The following is a 19,231-nucleotide window of genomic DNA, read 5'->3' on the forward strand; positions in this document are numbered from 1 at the left end:
CTCGGGATGTGAGCGGATGAGCTTGTCGAGTAGGTGCGGATAGGACAGCACCATGGCGATGAAGTTCGATATCTGGTAGCACGTGCCGGCATAGCCCTGGGTGAAGTCCGCCGGGCGAGGCCGCAGCAGCTCACCGTCCGCACTCCGCGGCCACAGCGGACCGGTGACAGGTTCTGCCCACACGGTAAGCAACCGTGACGGTACGCGCTGCCACCGGCTCTCGGCGGCGTGATACAGCTCGATCACCGCATCATCGGTGGTAAGCCGCGCGGCGGCCATCGGCGGCGCCAACCACAACAGTTCGCCGTCGAGATCCCGGTAGACCCTGCCCATTACGTTCGCAGATAACGTCACAATGCCGTCGTCAGCCGCTGTCCGAGCGAAATACCTCTCGACCAGATCCCGTTCCAGAACTATCGCTGCAGTGTCGGGTTCATCGACGGTGTAGTGACCGTCCGGGCCGACGATGGCGCGAACAGAGACACCCGCGTCGAACGCGACGTGTTGGCCGCCGACAATCGGAAAGAAAAGGTACTCGTCGATGATTCCGACGGAAGCTGCGGGCATCACCGCCGGCTGCTCCGGCGGCTCGGTGGCCGGGGCCCACTCCGGGCGGAGCACCGCTACCTCGGGCGCGCCCGCATCCGCGCGGCCTGTCATCGACAGATCGGCGATAACAACCGATCCGGCGGTCTCAATGCCGTTCTCCGCGAACAGGTTCACCAACTCGCCGTCGGCCCACGGTTCGCTGTCGACCGGGCGGCCCTCGAAATACCCCGGCCCCCAACCATTTATCGCCCGAAGCAAGCCATCCGCGAGATCCGATCCACGACGCTCGGTCGGTGCTATCGACGCCCCGGCGGGTGCTGTCTCGGGGCGCAGACGAGTCAGCAACACCCCGTTCTCATCTACTGCGACGTGAAAGTGGCCGCGACCATCACCGACCGCCCGCAACAACGTGTGCACCGGCAACTCGGGCCCGTAGTGCAGATGTGTGGTCATGCCGGTGGGATCGTCGATGTCGATATTCACCCCGAGCTCGCGGGCGAAGAATGGCAGGAACTCCTCGGCGACGGGATCCACGAACTTCCCGCCCTTCAGCAAAGTGTTCAACTGTTGCTCGAACATTTTCCGCCGGATATCATCATGGACCCCCGGCAGGAATTCGCCGAACGACTCCCACTCGTGAACCGCCTTCGCTCGCAACCCCTCTACTACATTCCAGCGCAAAATCTCATGCGCAGCAGGGTCATCCATACCGAGCAACTCCGCCAGGGCATGGAACAGGCAATTCCCCTCGCCCGGCATCGACTTCCATGCTCCGCCGCCGGGCGCCCACACACGCTCGACCTGCACACTCACCGCACCCGCTACCACCGACTCGTCCGCGCCGGCGATCAACGACGGCTTATCGGGCGCACCCGCCGTCTGGTCCGCGCCGCCAGGCAAGGGGACTCCACCGGCCTGCTCGGACCGGGCCTGGGGCCCGGATGTCGACTGCTGCCCGGTCCCCGGCTGTCCCGACAGGTCGGCGCTCGCAGGCGGGATCGCCGCTACCTGGAAAATCGGCGCACTCAACTCGTCGGGATCGAAATTCAGCACATGCACAGGCGTAGCGTCCGTTCCGACGCCATAGAGCTGGACCTGTAGTTCCAGGTCGGCCAGCTCGAGCTGCGTACGCACCACATATCGCCAGCGCGGTGCTGCGGGATCCATGACAGGCCTCCGCAATTCGGCTTCCAGGTATGCCCGATTGAGTGCGCCGCGAACGTCGAGGGGAATCTCGTCGGAATTGCGCAAGCGCGGGAAATCGAAGGCCAGTCGATACTGGTATTCCGGCGACAAATCGGAGAAGTGCAGGCTGATCCACCACTGGTGACCATGCTCGTTCCACCAGGTCGTCAGCTGTCCGGCCTGGTCGGGGCGCAGCTGCGCCGTGTCGCCGGCATCGACTTCGGCAGGGAAGCCGGGCAGCACGATCCGGTCTTTCGCATCGACGGGATCCGGGTGTGCCCACAGATTAAGCCTGTGTGACGGGAGTACCTGCCCTTTCATGAGCAACTGCTCCCAGGCGCGGAGATCTGTCTGCTGCTGGGTCAGCCAGCGCCGTTCCTCCGCCAGTTGCAGCGGTACCTGTCCGGCATCCGGGCCTCGCTCCCGCCTGCTCAATGCCGAATCGTAGGCGCGCAGCCACCGTCCCTGTCTGGCGGTCTCGGCGCTTTGCCGTTCCGATTCGCCGACTCGTTCGCGGACCTCACCCAGCAGGCCGGTGAGCAGATCGGTGGAGTCGAATCCCCTGCGCTGGAAAGTGTCCGCGGGTACCAGGCCCTGGCGACGGAGCAGATCGAAGGCATAGTCGTTCATCTGCGGGGTGGGTTGGTAATGGCCGCTGTGGTCGGTCATCACCTCGACCCAGCCATCATTCACCACGAGGTAACCGGCGGCAGTGACCGTCCGCCCCCCGAGGAACGAGGAGTGGTAGCTCACTACCGATGTAGAACCTGAATACAGGTTGCCGAACTCGTCCATGACGAACTTCGCACCTGGATCGTGGAAAGGGGCACCGTCGCGCGCTTGATACAACCGGCCATCGGGGCCGACGAACAGCCGATGCTGTGCACGTTCCTTTCGAGTCATGTAGTGGGTCGGGGTGTTCACCGCTTCGGTGCTGATCTCGAGCCTGCCACGGTCGATCACCGCCGATTCGTCCAGGTTCAACTCCGCGAGGACGTCGGTCACGGGCCGTTCGGCCCAGCCGAGCTCGGTCAGGGCTTCGATCATCGTCGCCTCGGCGGTCATGCCCTTCTTGCGCAGGTCACCGATCACACGGGGATCGACATCGAAGCGCGTCAGGACGTCGACTGCATTCGATTCGGCCAGGCCGAGCTCCGCCAAGAGGTTGCTCGCTTTCGCTCCAGCGAGGTCGAGCGTCGTCAGCGGGCGCAGCGGCCGGGTCTCACCGGCGTAATGCTGCCCCAGCACCGCACCGTCCAGCAGCGGTATCTGCCGGGAGGCCAGCACCCGATCCAACTCGGCCGGAATCTGGTGCTGCGGTATCGCTCCCGGTATCGGCGCCGCCGGGGGCTCGATCGGTGCCACCGCAGCCCACAGTGAACCGTCTGCGTTCAGTCCGATTTCGTAGTGACCGTTCAGCGACTGCCGCAGCTGCATGGTCGGGCGTTGGGAGTCTTTCGGCGAGGAGACGGTCGGCAGCTCCGGTTGGTGTAGAACGAGGTTCGCCCAGAATTGGTTACCCGCGAGGGTCAGCAATTCCTGCTTCGTCAGGCCGCCTGCGAGCTCGGTGCGCGCGTCGAAATCGCTTCCGAAATCTCGCAGATTCGCTGCCACCGAATGCAATCTGTCATCGACCTGCTGCCAGTACCAGTCATCGTAATTCTGTCGCTGCCGTTGTTCCAGCACGATCTCTGCTGGATCAGCGGATGGGGTCGCGTCGTAGATATACCGTCGGGCGCTCTCCTGCGTCCACGAGGCCGCTAGCTCTTCGGGTATGAACGTTTCCTGGTAGTACTGGAAATTCCCGACGAGTTGATCGGCGAGTGCGGAGCGCAGGGTGCGCGAGTCACCGAGGTTGAAAGTCAGTGCGAGCGCGGTACACAACGGGTCGGCGTGACTGTGCACCGGAAGCCAATCCGGTGGCATGGGTTGGGAAGTGCCCGCTGCGACTTGCGGCGTCTCGTTGGTCCGCGCATCGGAGCCGACCGCGCGATCGACCGTCGTACCGATGTGCTCGGCGAATTCCGAAATCTCTACCCGCTGGGTCCCCCACCACTCGACCGTCGGTGAGCCGATCTGGTGGAACCCCGGAAGTGCCTTATCGGCACCGTCGGCCACCGACCTCAGCGTGCCCGCTATCGCTGTCTGGTCCGCGGCGCCACGGACCGCGGCTCCACCGGCCTGCTCGGACCGTGACTGCTGTCCGGAAGCGACCTGCGGCAATGCACCGATCCGCGGGATCGGGACGGTGTACTGCCAACTGCCATCGTTCGCCCGGCTGCCGTAGAGCGGCGGTTCGAAAGTGTCCGGTTCGAATTTCAGCAGATACACCGGTGCGACGGCTGTGCCGGTTCGGGCAGCGTCGAGGCGGGACTCGAGCTCCCGCTCGGCCAGGTGCAGCATCGCTGCCTTGGCGTACTGTCCACGCGGTGCTGCGGAGCCGGCCGACACCCTCAATTCCGCTTCCACATATGCTCGGTTGAGCGTATTACGAATGTCGAGGGGGATCTCCGCGGAATTGCGCAAGCCGGGGAAATCGATGACCAGTCGGTGCCGGAATTCCGGCGACAGATCCCGGAAGTGCAGGCTGTTCCACCACTGGTTGCCATGCTCGTGCCACCAGGTCGCCAGCGTGCCTACGCCGACTTCGGCCGGGAAGCCGGGCGGCACGATCCGGTCGTTCAGATCGAACGGGTCTGGGTGCGCCAGCACACTCACCCGGTGCGACGGGAGTACCCGCCCGGTCGCGAGTATCCGCGACCAGGCGTCGATCTCTGCCTGTTTCCTGGCCACCACAGCGCGTTCCGCCTGTAGATGCGCCCGCACCTGATCGGTGGCCGCGTTCCGCTCCAGACTGTCCAACGCCGAAGTATGCGCCAGTAGCCACCACTGCAACCTTGTGGTCTCGGCGCGTTGACGTTCCAGTTCACCGACTCGTTCGCGAACCGGACCCCACAGACCCGTGCCGGTTGTGTTATCCATTCCCCTGCGCAGAAAATTGTCCGCGGGCACCAGGCCCTGGCGGCGGAGGAGATCGAGCGCATAGTCGTTCATTTGCGGGGCGGGTTCGTAATGCCCGCTGTGGTCGGTCATCATAACGAGCCGGCCATTATTCACCACGAGATAACCGGCGGCGGTGACCGTTCGTCCACCGAGGAAGGAGGAGTGGTAGCGCACCGCCGCTGATCGGCCGGAGTACAGATTGCCGAACTCGTCCATGACGAACCTGTCGCCCGGGGTATGGAACGGAGCACCATTGAGTGCTTGATACAGCCGGCCGTCCGGTCCCACGAACAACCGATGCTTTTCACGTTCGGCCCGAGTCATGTAATGGGCCGGTGTATTGATCGTTCGGGTTTCGATCTCGAGTCGGCTGCGCTCGATCACGGTCGAACCGGCCGGGTCGAACCTGGACAGGACGTCGCGCACGGTGGATTCGGCGAGGCCGTGATAGTTCAGGACGCTGAGTACGTTCCATTCGGCGAGGCCGATACTGATCTGCAAGGAGACCGCGTCCGTCTCCGCCAGCCCGTGCTCTACCAGGTAGGCGGTCGCATTCGGTTCAGCCTGGTTGAGTATCCGCAGGACTTCGAGTACATCCGAGTCGGCCAGGCCGAGTGCCCTCAGGTGGTCGAGCACGCCGGAGTCTGTCAGCCCAAGAATCCGCAGGTAGTCGCGCAGCTTCGGGACAGCCTGGTTGAGTGCCCACAGGGCGTTGAGCATGGTCGAGCCGGCCCAGCCGAGCCTGTTCAGGACCTCGATCACAGTCGTGTCAGGCTGGTTGAGCATCCACAGGACTTCGATAGCATCCGAATCGGCCAGGGTGAGCACCTGCAGGCGATCGAGCACGTCCGACTCGGTCAGGCCGAGCGTCCGCAGGTAGTCGATCGCGTTCGATCCGGCCAGGTCGAGCGTCGTCAGATTACGCATCGGCCGGGTCTCGCCCGTGTAGTGCCTGCCGAGCACCGAACCGTCGAGCAGCGGTATCTGCCGGGAGGCCAGCACCCGATCGAGCCGGGCCGGAATCTCTTGCCGCGGTATCGCTCCCGGTATCGGCGCCGCCGCAGGTTCGATGGGCGCCACCTCGGCCCACAGTGAACCGTCTGCGTTCAGTCCGATCTCGTAGGAACCGTTCAGTGACTGCCGCAGCCGCATGATCGGGCCGAAGACACTCTTGAACGAACGGATGGCCGACCCATTCGGTTCGTGCAGCACGACATTCGCACGGAAATGGTCAACCGCCAGAGTCAGCAATTCTCGTTTCGTGAGGCCGCCCAAGTCCTCATGAATCGACTCGAAACCGCTCCCGGCATGCCGCAGATTCGCTATCGCCTGAAACAATCTGTGGTGGACCCGCTGCGCGAGGTCCTGGTCGAACTCCCGCCGAGTTTGTTCTTCCTGCTCCCAGTTATGCGGGATTTCGGCCGGATTGGTCGACAAGGTGGTGTCGTATTTTGCCCTGAGAGCTTTCTCCCGCGCCACGGAGGCCCGCTGCTGTTCGGTGATGAACAATCCCCGATAGTCTCGAAAGTTCCGTTCGAGCTGGTGTGCGAGCGCGGCCCGCAGAGTCAACGAGTCAACAAGGTTGAAGGTCCGCGCCAGTGCGGTACACAGTGGGTCGACCGCGCTGGGCACCGGGAGCCAATCCGGCGGTACGGACTGGGCGGGAATCATCCCGATCTGCGTCGTCTCGCCGGTCCGTGACTCGGGGCCGACGGTAAGACCGACGGCCGCACCGCTGTGCTCGCGGCCGCCGTCGGGCTGCGATTTGTCGTCTGCGGCCAAATCATGCCGGGCACGTCGCTCATCCGCCACCGTGACACGCACCGGCAAGCCGTGGGCGGTGTAGACGACGGCATGCGTGGCGGTCAGGTCCGCGGGAGTAACCGGCGGGAATCCGTACCTGCGGTTCGTGCTGGGATCGATCACGACGACCGCGCCGTCCGATACCCGTAGCAAGTAAGCATGCGCGCCAACACCATTGGCGTCGGCCGGGCCGTGATACGTATCGACGACGAGGGCCGTCGCACCTTCCCCGATGCCGAGCAGCTGGACCGCGATGCCGTTGTGATCAGCGAACCGATGCAGCCTGGCTCCGGCTGCCGCCTCCAGTTCCAATTTCGACATTCCGGCGTCGCCGACCGGATCCGCCGGCAGCCGCACCACGGTGCTGCCGGTGAGATCGAGGAGTCGCCGCAGGGCGAGCGGCCCGCAGTCGTTCGCCCGCCGCGTCGAATCGAACGTGGTGCCGATGCGAACGTTGTCCGATGCAGTCTCGGACTTGACTTGTTCCTCTGCGGAATCGCGCTGAACGGCGCGGTTTTCGGCCGGGTACGGCGTGCTGCCGTCGGCCGTCCGGCTCCGGTCCGACCGTGGACCGGCCGGCGGACCCGCGGCTCCCCACACGCTACGTGCGGCAGCCGCTGTTTCTGCGTTGAACTCGACGAATTCGGTGAACGTGGCCGTTGCGCGTCCCCACCGCTCGACCGTCGATCGGCCGTTCTGGAATACAGCCGGGGCCGTATCGTTCGCAAGTTGCCAGGATACGTTCTGCCCCAGCAATATCGGCGTTCTGCGCTGCTCGAGGCCCGTGTACCACCGAGGCGTCGATGGGGTGGTCGCCGGCGCAGCACGACTTTGTTCGTGCGCCTGCACCGCGGCATGCGCTTCGAGCAACAGCAAAGGCCAGACCGGCGCGCTGTCCGACTGCGGGACCGGCAGTGCGGTGGCCCTGTCCACACGCACCCACCGTGGCTCGCCGGCCACAGTCAGCAAGACATCGAGGCCGATCACATTCGCATTGCTGACGACCACCGTGTTTGCGTTGTCCTGCAAGATATTTCCGGCGGCATCGCGGACATCGTTTCCGTAGTAGTCGCGTGAGATGTCCCCAGTGGCGTCGTGCACGACGTTGCCGGTGGCATCGACGCGATTGCCGCGTGCACTGATCACATGACCGGGGACAGTCGCCACGTTCCCGCCGTCGGCGACGACGAAGCGCACCATGCTCGCGATGGCTCCCGGCACGGCGACCTGCTCGCGCAGCTGCTGGACGGCAGGCCAATCCGGCAGGTGCGCAAGGTCTTCGAGTACCGGACCGCGCGCACCGAACACGGACCCGGCGAGCCGCCGCGGCCTGCGCAGCCCGGCGCGGGCGGCCTCGTCCGCTGCGACCCAGTGCTGCAGTTCCCCGGCGTGCAGCAACACCTGCCCCGGCCGCGCGGTCGATGGGTCGACGACCACCTGCCGTTCCCCGAACGACACCACCGCACCGTCCGACCTCAGCTCGCTGGTGACCCGGATGCCCGAAGGGCGGACGAGGCCTAGATTGCCCGCTTCGTCCGCACTGATCCAGTGCCGCTGGGCACCGACGTGCAGCAACATCTGCCCCGGCACCACGGTCGCCGGGTCCACGACAACCGGATCATGTTCGAAGATGAGTGCCCCGCTGCGCAGCGGTACGGCCCTGGCGTACCACCCGTTCGCCGCGTCCCAGTGATATCCAGCGGTGCTCAAGTGCGCTGCGGTGAGCTGACCGGTCTGATTCGCGCCACGCACCGGAACTAGCTGGTTGCCTGCGGCGTCCAAAGACGGCACCACGCTGTTGTCGACCAGCAGGATGCCACCGTCGTAGGGCTCGAGCACCCGATTGCCATCCACCAGCGGTAGATATCCGTGGACGATCCGGGTGCCGTGCCCGGCGGGTGCCAGTGCGGGTTCGTCACTGAACGCACCGAGCGCGGCGAACGGGATCGCTGCCTCGGCACTGGCCGGAGCCCACGTCCGCGTGCTTTCGCGCACGAGCTGCTCGCTCGACCCATAAGCCGAGAACACGACGAACTGGTTGAAATGCTTTGCCGCAACCCAGGTCTGCTGGCCTGCTTCGTCGGTGAGCAACACCGTTGTCACCACGTTGGAACTTTCGTCGGCCAACACGTTCGACACTTCATAGCGGTAGTCGCCGAGCAGTCCGGTGTCGCCGGGGCTCGTCCGCCACGTCGGCCTGGTACTGACGATCAGAGTCGAGCTGTGTTCGAAGAACCGCTTGATTCTGGAACCGGCCCAGCGCGTCAGTGGAGAATCTTCCAATGCGGCATCGGATTCCCACGCCGACATTTCGTCCCACAGCTGTCGCAGGCCTTCGCTGTGACGCTCATAGTCCCTCAGCCGCTGCTGTAAGAATTGCTGGAAACCAGCTGCGGTGTTCACATCATTGCGCTGTATCCAGGCCGCGAAATCGTGTGCGTCGCCGAGCCTGACCAACTCGTCGAACAACGCATTCCAGCCGGACCAGACGCCCGGGCCGCACGCGAGCAAGTGGTCCCGCAGGCGCCGTAATGGACCAGCGAACCGCCAGCCCTGATCACCTAGGGTTCGCCACAGCATCCGATCGAATGCGGAGTTGTCCCGGATCCGCTCGGTCTGCAGGAATCCCGATATGTGGCTGGTGTCGACACCCGTTCTGCGCAGATATGTGAGGACGGTTTTTGCCTCGCCCCAGATGTCGAGATTGCTTGATACCGACCGCCGCGCTTGCCAGGCGTCGCGCTGCTCCAAGACAGTTCGTGCCGCATCCGCGTCCCCGAGCCACTCCCCCAGCGTGCGCTCGCTCATCCGCATGGGATGCGCGATCACCCGATGCTCGTCCCCTCGGGTGGCGCGCCACCCACCCGCCGGTGCCCACTCGCCTGCCGGGCGCAGCGCGGCGGCCGCACCGAGCGTCCGCGACCCGACCAGCTCGTCGGCGAGTACGTTTGTCCCGCCGCGCAGGATCGCCGCGTGCTCAGCGCCTTCGGCGGCGTCGCCGATTGCCTCGCCACGCAGCACCGCCCACGCCTTCTCGACCACAGCGGGCCACAGTGGCTGGCCGGGCACGTGCGCCCCGTATGCCATCCGGCCGTTGTAGGCGTAAAACCTGCGGTCTACCGCGACCCGAAACGCCTTGCCGTTCGGGTCGGTGAATCGCACCTCGAAGGTGCCGTCCGGACGCTCACGCACCATCCGGCGTACCCAGCCGGGCCGTTCCCGGACCAGGTCGAGGAGGTCGGCGTGCAGATGGTGACTTCCGCTGTGGCTTTCGCCGTTGTCCCACACCACATCTGACGGCTTCGGGAGGCCGTCGACACCGAAGAGGGGACCGGTGGCCATCGCGAGTGTCGGCACCACGGACCCGAGCGTCGTGGCCGGCACCGTGTGCCAGGCCCTCGCCGGATCGGTGGCGGCCGGGTTACGGACGAGGATGTGGTCCGGGCTGGTCTGGTGTCGATACATCGCGACGGCAGTGCCGCTCGACAGCCGTACCCGCTGACCTCTGGTCTGCGGCTCGGCCGAGGTGAACACCGCATCGGTGGTGAGGTGTACCTCCGCACGCGGCTGGGCGAGTTCGGCGTTCCACAACCGGCCGGTGTTGCGGCCACTCGACCGGCCGCGGTGTTCGGCAGTCGTCCCCCACCGATGATCGACAACCTCGACCGACACGGGACGAGGCGATGATCCCTGAACGTCCCGTGCCGCATGGAAACTGGTGAGCGCGTCGGCGAGCCGCTGCCCGCCACTGTTCAGCGGCGACAACAACCGATCGCGTGCTCGCGTAAGCGGGCCCGAGTCGAATGCCTCGGCATGCGCCAACCACACCACCGTCGCGGCGGGGGTGTGCGCGCCCATCTGTTCGAGCGCCGCGTACAGATCCATACCGGCGGCCAAGCCGTGCTGGAGCGGCGACGACGCAGGCTGATGCGCTCCCGGCACATGCCAAACCACCGATCGGGCGCGGTCGGTGTTCCCGATGCTCAGCACCACCGAACCGGCTCCGCCGAAGGCCCTCGGTTCGAGTCGTTGCAGGTACACCTGCGGCATCGCGATCCCCGACGCATCCGCCATCCGCCTGACGGTTGCCTCGGCTTCGACCAGGCTCGAATGTACTTTTCGCACAACGGAAAGCAGCCGCTTTTCCGTATGCGTCAGCGATCCCGCTACCTGCTCCCGCTCGGTGAGCCGCGCCAGCTCGGCGCGCAGATAGCCACGGTTCATGATGTCGCGGACATCGACGGGAATGCCGTCGACTTTCCGGAGCCGGTGATATTGCGTTGTCAGTTGATACTGTGCTGCCAACGGTAATTCGGTGAAGCGCAGCGCGTTCCACCATTCACTACCATGCTCGGACCACCATTGGACCGTCTGTCCGGCGCGAGTACGGGTGTTCGACTGGAAGCCGGAGACCGTCAGTTCGGCGGGCAATCCGGGTGGGGGCGTGAACTGCACACTGCCGGTATCCGTCGGCTGCCGCCGCAAGCTCCGCGGCATGCCGAACAGGTCCGATGCCGTTGTCCGCGAACGGTTCTCGCCGGATGACGTGGCGACCGGACCGAACGCGGCGAGCGAACCCGCGCCCGCCGAGCTGAACACGACGAACTGGTTGAGCTCGGCCAGGGGGATGCGCAGGTTCTGACCACCGTTGTACGGATCGGCGAGCACGACCGCAGTTGGGTTGGTCTGCGTCGTGTCGGCTCGCTCGACGCCGAGCACAGCGTACGCATGCCGTGGCTGCAACACAGTGTTGTCGTAGTCGGCGGTAAAGCGCCGTTTGGTGTTGAGAACGACGGTGTCGCCGTGCTCGATCAGTCGATCGATCCGTTCGGCGAGCCACACCGCGATCGTGGTGTCGGCCAACCTCGTATTGGACTCCCACGCGGCCAGCTGCTGCTGGAGCACGTCACCCGAGGCCCGCCACTGCTCGGCCAAAAATCCGGCTAGGTCGTCCCTCTTGTTCCACTTCGCCAGCACTTCCCGCACAGCGTCGACCGAATGGTCACCGAGAGCGGCCAGCGCGGCATCACCGATCTCTACCGTGCCCTCTGGCGTCAGCTTCACCGTGTTCACAATTGGACCCACGCGAGTGGTCTCGGCGCGCAGTCCTGCGCTCAGGAATTCTCTGAAATTTTGATCAGTCCACGAAATGATTTTCCCGGGCTTTCCGGTCGGGAAGGACCTGTGCTCCCAATCGAGCACCATTCGAACGAATCCTGGCTTGCCCACCGCACTGCCCAGCGTGTCCCGATCCAGCTCGAACGGGTGCGCGAACAGCGACTCGTCCACGCTACGGGTCGGCTGCGACCGGCCGCCGCTGCCCGGCATCTCCGGCGGACGCACAATCGCGCCGGTCAACCCTGATCTGCCGCCATTGATCCCCCAATAGCCGTTCTCACCTCCGCGGAACACCGCGAACGCCTTCTCGATCACCGCTGGCCACAACGGCTGCGTTGGATCGTTCACCGCGTATTTCATCGCGCCGGTGGCGTCGGTGTAGAAAGTATCGTCGACGGTGACCGACGACCAGCTCTGCTGCTCCGAATCGAAGAACCGAACAGTGAACAGGCGTTTGCCGTCGACCTCCGATGTGGTGATCATGTCTTTGATCAGGCCGGGATTCCGGGCCGCCAGACCGATCAGATTCGACAGCAGATAGCAGGTCGCGGCGCCACCTTGACGGACGTCCCTCGGCGCGGGCATCTTGTCGACACCGCCGTACAGTGGCCCGGTCGCCCTGCGGACCTTGGTGGCAAGTCGGGCAGGATCAATCGACAACCAACCGGCCGGACCGGCGTTGATGTTCATCATGGCCGGGTCCACCGGATCCGGCCGCACCGGGACGGGTCCGGTTCTGGATCCGGCCGGGAGCAGATTTCTTGTGTTGCCCTCAGTATCGGTGACGAACAGCCCGGTTCCGTTCGGCTGCAACAGCATTGAACCGTCGGGCTGCATATCACGCCGGAAAGCCAACGCGCCCATGTCATCCGAGAACACGAACTCGCTGTTGTCCGGCAGCTGTACCCGGACACCACCGTGCTCGTCACTCGGCAACACCCGCAGCGACGCCGTGGCATCGAGTGGCACGAGATGACCGTTGATGTCGCTGACCAGCACACTCGCGTTCGGGTACGGCGTCATTGCCACCGGCATCACCGGTGCCACGCCGGCCCGCGGCGAATCCGCAGACGTGTCCGGTGCACGACCGGACGACTCGACCGCACTGTCGAACAGTGCGGTGAGTTCCGCGCCGGTCAACGAGTCGAGCGCGTCGGTGAACGGCTGCTCGCGGAACAGATGGGCCAGCTCGTCGCCGGTCACTTCGTCACTGACCGGGCGCAGGCTCTCCGTCATCGACTCGGTGCCCAGTGGTGGCGGCTTCTCGTTTGTCGGGACAAAGGCCCGGCTCGGCGTGCTCTGCTCGATCCCCGGAAGTGCGGCGGGCGGGTCAGGGACGATCTGACTGGTCAGGTGTGCGGCATTGCGCGCCTGCAATGTCGAAGCCAGCTCCAGCAGTTCGGCTTTCGCGGCTGAATACTCCGCCTGCGCGACTTCCCGGGCGGATCGCGCCGCGTCGAGGTCGTCGCGCGCCGCGTCGAGTGTGGTGCGATCGCCACGATGCTGCTCCGCAAGCGCGTGCACCGCCTCCGCGTCCTGGTACTTGACTTGGGCAGACTCGTGAGCCGTTACCGCATCGGTGTAGCGAATCACTGTCACGGCGTGCTGGGTCGGCTGTACGAAGAGCGCGTCGTCGGCGGCCAAGTAGTACTTGACGCTACCTTCCTGCCCGGCGCGGGCAGCCCGGTTCTCCGCCTGAATGTCGATGTCGCGCAGGTTCGATTTGCCCGACACCTTCACGTGCAGACCGCCGGCGTCACTCACGGCCTTGCTCACCGGAATGTCGACACCGCGGCCACCCTGCCGGTTGATCAACAGCACCTCGCCCGGCCGACCGGCCTCGTCCAAGATCTTCTGCAGCCGCGCTTCCGCATGAACGCCGTTGTCCAGGAACCACTTCGCGTCGATGGCAATGTGCTTGACGCCTGCCGCCGTGAGCAGCGCCGACACCTGCGCGACTTCGCTGTTGCGGTTCATGATCACCAGCTGCGGACGCGCCTCGGGACTGTGGGTGCTCGCAATGTCGTCGGCGATCATCTGATGTTTGGCCGCCTGGTCGAGCGCCACAGCGGCATCGAGGGTCGTCAGCTTGGATTGCTCGAAGCGCGGGACCGTCACCACATCGGCCATGCCGTACCGCGCGGTCAGCTCACCGGCGACCCCCTTGGCGGTGCCCGACGCACCGGTCACCGCGTCAAGGTTGTCGCTGGAGACAAGCTCCTTGGCGGTGACACTGCTCGAGGTCGCTGAATCGGCTCGGATCGTCAGACCGTGCTTCGCCTCGACCGCCTGTGCCAGTCCGCCGTTCCAACGGCTCTCGGTCGAGGTCTCCGGATCGAACATCACCTTGTGGGTGGTCTGATCGATGATGAAGACCTTCCCGCTGGTCTCGTGGATGATGTAGTGGTCGTTCTCGACGAACTCCCAGCGCGCCGTAGCCGCCGAATTGATCCGCTGCAGTTCGGTTTCCAGCGAATCCTTGGGTCGGCCGTCCGCTCGCAGCAGCTTGGTGACCTCGGCAATGCCCTCTTCGGTGAGTTTGGCAGGGCCGCCCACCTGATCCTGCTTGCGGCCGAAGTGGTCCGGGGTCAGCGCACCGGAATCCAGGTGGCGGTCCAGGAAATCCTTGGCCCGCACAACGCTGTCAATGACGTCGCGCGGGGCCGGCTGCGCGGCACCGTCGGAAATGATCCAGGTGGTGTCGGCGTGCACCAGCGCTTCATCGATCTCATCGATCACGGCCATCCGGCCCGGCACCACTTTGCCGCGCAGATGCCCGAATCCGGCGTCGTTCAAGGTACCGATGTAGATCGTCGGTTTCCCGTCTGCCGGAAGCACATACCCTTCACCATCTGGATTCATCCGGCCGACATGAAACCCGTAGGGCCCCAGGACCCGCTGGTACAGGTCGAAGGCCTGGTTGGCCAGGGTGTCGCGGGTGGTGAACACCTGCAGTGATTCACCGGCGGCGGCGTGCAGGACCGCGTCGGCGAGAAACGCCAGGGTCTTGCCCTCACCGGCGTCCATGTTGATCGGTCCGTGCCGCATGGCCATGGCCGCCATCGTCTGTGTCCAGCGCAGGGTCTTGCCAACGACCGGGTTGCCGTGCTCGTCGAAACCCTCGGTTCCGCGCCGGATCACCTCTATTGTGGCGGTGACGGCCCGGTGGTATTCCGCGATCTCTTTCGGGTCGGTAGATGAGTGGAACTTGCTGCCGCCCAATGCTTCCCGGAGATCATCGATAGTGCGCCCGCGCCAGTCCGCCGGGCGGTAACCGTCGACGAGTTGTTTGCCTTCCTCCTCGAAGTTGCGGGGAGGACGGCCTTCGAAGTCCATCACGTCGTCGGATTCCGGTCGGCCACCGAACAAGTCCGGATCGGTGTCGCGGCCGGGAGCCGGGTCCTCGTCATCTGCGGACGTCTTACGCACCGGCGGGTCGGCGGGCTTTACCTCCGCGTCGCGCGGTACCCGAATTTCGGTCAGTCGCGGGTCGGACAGGATGTCTTCGACGGACCGGTCGAGCGGTTCGTCACTGTCGGCTCGCCGCCAGCCGCCGTCCTTCGTGGCATCGTCGGCGCCGTCGGGGCGTCGCCAAATGTAGTGTGCCGCTGCATTATCGCCCAGAACGACAACCTTGACCTCGGAGACGTCCGCCGAGCCGTACTCTTCCTTGGTCAGGACGCGCGGCTCGTCGCCGAGTCCGTCGACCTTGCTCCACTGCAGCCCGTCGCTCAGCGGCGGCCGGGTGCTGTCGGGCTCGTCCTTCGGCCCGTTGGACGCGCTGTCCGAATCGCGTTTCGACTCGCTGTCCGAATCGCGGTCGGTCTTGCTGCTGTCGGTGTCATCAGCGGCGGGTTTCTTTGCCTGCGGGGTCTTTTCGGCCGCCGGTGGCCACTTTTCCACCTCTTCCGGCGGGTACTTGCGTCCACTCTGATCGAAGTGGTCGAGGTCCTTGTAGAGGTCGCCGAGTGCGGCCTTGATCCGGGCGGGGGCCGGGTGGTACGAACCCGCCCAGTCGCCGATCGCGGTCATTTTTCCGTCCACGAAGTGAGCCTGGAAGGCCACGTACACGCCGGAATTGTGGAACGATTCGTGCGGCTGATCGCTGATGTAAATGCGGCCGTCGTGATCGATCACCACGTTCCGCATCACCGGGGCGTGGCGCTCGGCCCAACGATTGAGCAGCGGGCCGCTCCGAGGTAGCTCGGTGGTGATGGGGCGGTCCTCGCCGACCATATTCCTTCCGGGCTTGCCCGGCGCCGACTTCGACTTCGACGGTTCGTCGGAGTCGGTGTTCGGCTTGCTCGACTTCGACTTCGACTTCGAGGAGGTGTCGGACTCGGCCTTCGACTTCGACGTCGAGGAGGTGTCGTCTGAATGGTCGCCCGTCGGCTTCTTGCCCGAAGGGTTGGGAACTTTGGTAAAAGTCCCGTCCTTGGAGACAACGTAGATGTGGTCGGCCCGCTCCGACTCGGTGAGCCGGAGCATGCCGCGGGATCCCCACTTGTCGACACCGGGGGAATCGCTGACCGCTTTGCTGCCGTCCTTGTCAGCAGCCGGCGGCTTCTTCTGACCACAATTGGAAAGCAGCGGCAAGTCGTTGACGCCGTCCTCGGGATGACGGAAGGGCTCTCGACCCTCGTGCGGGGACTTGTTGCCCTTGATCCACTTCTCCAGCAACGCGGCCGTCTGCTGGAAGCCGAGGATCTGCCGGAGGAACGACATGCCACCCGGCCACACCGGTCCGAGCAGCATGGGATCGATCTGGCGCCAGCGCGGCTCGAACGCCGCGGCCTTCAGATCGGCGAGCCGACCGCTCGGCTTCTCGGACTTCGACCCGCCGGTGGACGCGCCGTCGGTGCCGTCGCCGGTCTTGCCCGCGGCGGTGGACGCACCGTCGCCGTCGCCGCCAGCCTTGCGGGTGGAGGTGGAGGAACCGTCGTCGCCGTCGCCAGCGGGCTTACGCGAACGGGTAGAAGAACTCTCGTCGCCGTCACCACGGGTTTTGCGTGAAGTAGTGGAGGCGCCGTCGTCACCGTCGCCACGTGTTTTGCGGGACGAGGCAGACGAACCCTCATCACCATCACCACGGCCCTTGCGCGAAGTAGTCGACGCACCCTCATCGCCGTCGCCACGTGTTTTGCGGGACGAGGCAGACGAACCCTCATCACCATCACCACGGCCCTTGCGCGAAGTAGTCGACGCACCCTCATCGCCGTCACCACGGGTCTTGCGGGACGAGGCAGACGAACCCTCATCACCATCACCACGGCCCTTGCGCGAAGTAGTCGACGCACCCTCATCGCCGCCACCACGGGCTTTACGCGAACCCGCAGGCGAACTCTCATCACCGTCGCCACGGGTTTTGCGCGGCGAGGCAGCTGAACCATCATCACCATCCCGACGGCCCGCCGCATTGCTGCGCGGGGCATTCGAGTCCGACTTGTTCGATGTCGATTCTTTGACCGGGGGTGTCTTGTCGCCGCTCGCCGGAGCCTTGTCGCTCGCCGAACCTGTCTTGTCACCAGACGACGAGGTCTTGTTGCTGAGCGGCGGGGACTTGTCGCCGGTCGATTGTTCGGGGCCCGACTTTGTCCCCTGTGCGGTCGCTTGTGGGTCCGGCGTGCCAGCCTTGGTCTGCGGGCCCGCCTGTACCTGCTGATCGGAATCCGCCGAGCGCTTGCCGGATTGCGTTGCGGCCGTGTCGAACTGCTTCGCCTGCACGCCCCGGACCGGATCGCCGGCCGACGATGCGCCCGATCGCGGCGGAGTGGAGCCGCCGGTCGACGCGGACGACGGTGCGGCATGCGAGGCGCCGGCCACCGCCGGTTTCGCACCCGACTGCTCCACCTTGGGCGGCGGCGCAGAGCCCACTGCGTCTGCCTTGGGCGCTGCCCCGGCCCCGGACTGCGCAGCCCCGCTCTGGCCGGCCCCGGACGCCCCACTGCCGGTCTGCGCAGCCCCGGGCTGCCCACCACCGGTCTGCGAACCGCCGGATTGGGCGCCACCAGCGTTCGAAGCTCCGCTCTGCGCGCCACCAGCTTGCGCGCCGCCACCCTGCGCGCCACCTACCTGCGAAGCCCCACCCTGAACGCCATTACCTTGCGCGGCCGCAGCCGCCTGCGACTGAGCGGTCTGGTCCCCTTGCGACCGGTTGTCCTGACTCGTGGACGATTCCGGGCGATCGGCGGAAAGCTGCGATGTGCCATCGCCTTTCGGTGCCGACCCGGAACTGCTGTCGTCCGTACCAACGGTCCGATCCCCGGAATTCCCAGCAACCGAAGATGATTCGTCGTTGTTGACCGACTGCCCATCCTCGGACGCCGACGACCTACCCGAAGCCGCGCCGTCGTCGTGCGATCCACCGGACTGCCCGTCACTGGCCCCGGCACGCCCGGACCCTTCACTTCCAGCCGACCGGTTCCCGGAAGAACCAGCAGCCGAGGACGATTCGCTCTTCCCGCCCGAACTTCCCTCTGCTGGCGGCGGTTGCGTACCCGGAGCTCCGGCCTGCCCGTCACCATTCGGCTTCGTCCCCGTAGGCGTTTCCGACACAGGCGGTTTGGCGGACGGACCATCCCCCGCCACGGGCACATGCACCGACGGCGGAACCTTCCCCGCATTCCCTACCTCGGGCACATCGACATGCGTCGACGTATTGGGAGTGCGGAACCCACGCCCGGCACCGGCGAACGCACCACCGACACCTGCGGCGAGCATGCGCGGATCGAATTCGAATGGACCGCCGTTGATCATCTGGTTGGCGAGACCGCCACCGACCATACCGCCGACACCACCGGCGCCACCTTGCACGAAGCCGGTGGCTATCCGCTGATACCACTTGTTGAATTCTGATTTGGTGACCTTGCCACCCAAATGTTTGAAGAGATCCGCACCGACCTTGCCGAACAGCGAACCGAACGCACCACCCATCGCACCGCCGAGCGCGTACTGGCCGAGTGACTTGCCGTCGAAGCTGTCCTTGTGCCCTGCGGCCATCTGACCGAGCTGAAGCAGGATATTGAGGATCATCTGCTGGCCCATGGCATTGAGGGCAGCGATCACCATCTGCAACATCATGGCCTTGAGCCATTGGAAAACGAGCTGGTACCAGGCGGTCAGCGCCGCCTGCGTCCCGGGCGCGGTGAGCGGAGAAGCCCAGGCGAGCCAGATCTCGACCAACAGCTGTACCAGGCCGACGATGATCATGATCTTGTTTTCCTGAATCGCGCAACCGACCTTGTCACACGCTTTGGAAAGCTCCATCATCGATTTCGCGATCGACTGCATCGACGCGTCTTCCGACTCATCGGTGAGGTGCTTCAACGTCTGCACCATCGACGAATTCAATTCTTCCGCCGACGGGTACGCCTTCAGCACATCCTTGATCGCGTCCTCGATGTCGGACACCAACGCCGACAATTCGCCGCTGGCCTCCGACCACGCGTCGGCGAGCGCGAACATGCCGTTCTCGCTGCCCTTGGGCCATTCCCCACCGGCGACGTAACTCAGGCCGTGCAGGTATTCGGGCAGATTGATGTCGGACTGGGAGATCGCGTCGGGAACCGACATT

General features: G+C 65.2%; 1 protein-coding gene (running past one end of the window). It reads right to left on the bottom strand.

Translation table 11 applies throughout. From position 1 onward, the window contains the following. Window positions 1–19,230: the 5' portion of a C2 family cysteine protease gene (locus IBX18_RS34975; protein WP_194837746.1), read on the bottom strand. It extends 13,170 nt beyond the left edge of the window; the window shows 19,230 of its 32,400 coding nt (coding positions 1–19,230); it begins with the start codon at window positions 19,228–19,230; its stop codon lies beyond the left edge, outside the window. Window position 19,231: the final 1 nt, after the last annotated feature.

Source organism: Nocardia sp. XZ_19_369, from assembly GCF_015355715.1.
GTDB lineage: Bacteria > Actinomycetota > Actinomycetes > Mycobacteriales > Mycobacteriaceae > Nocardia.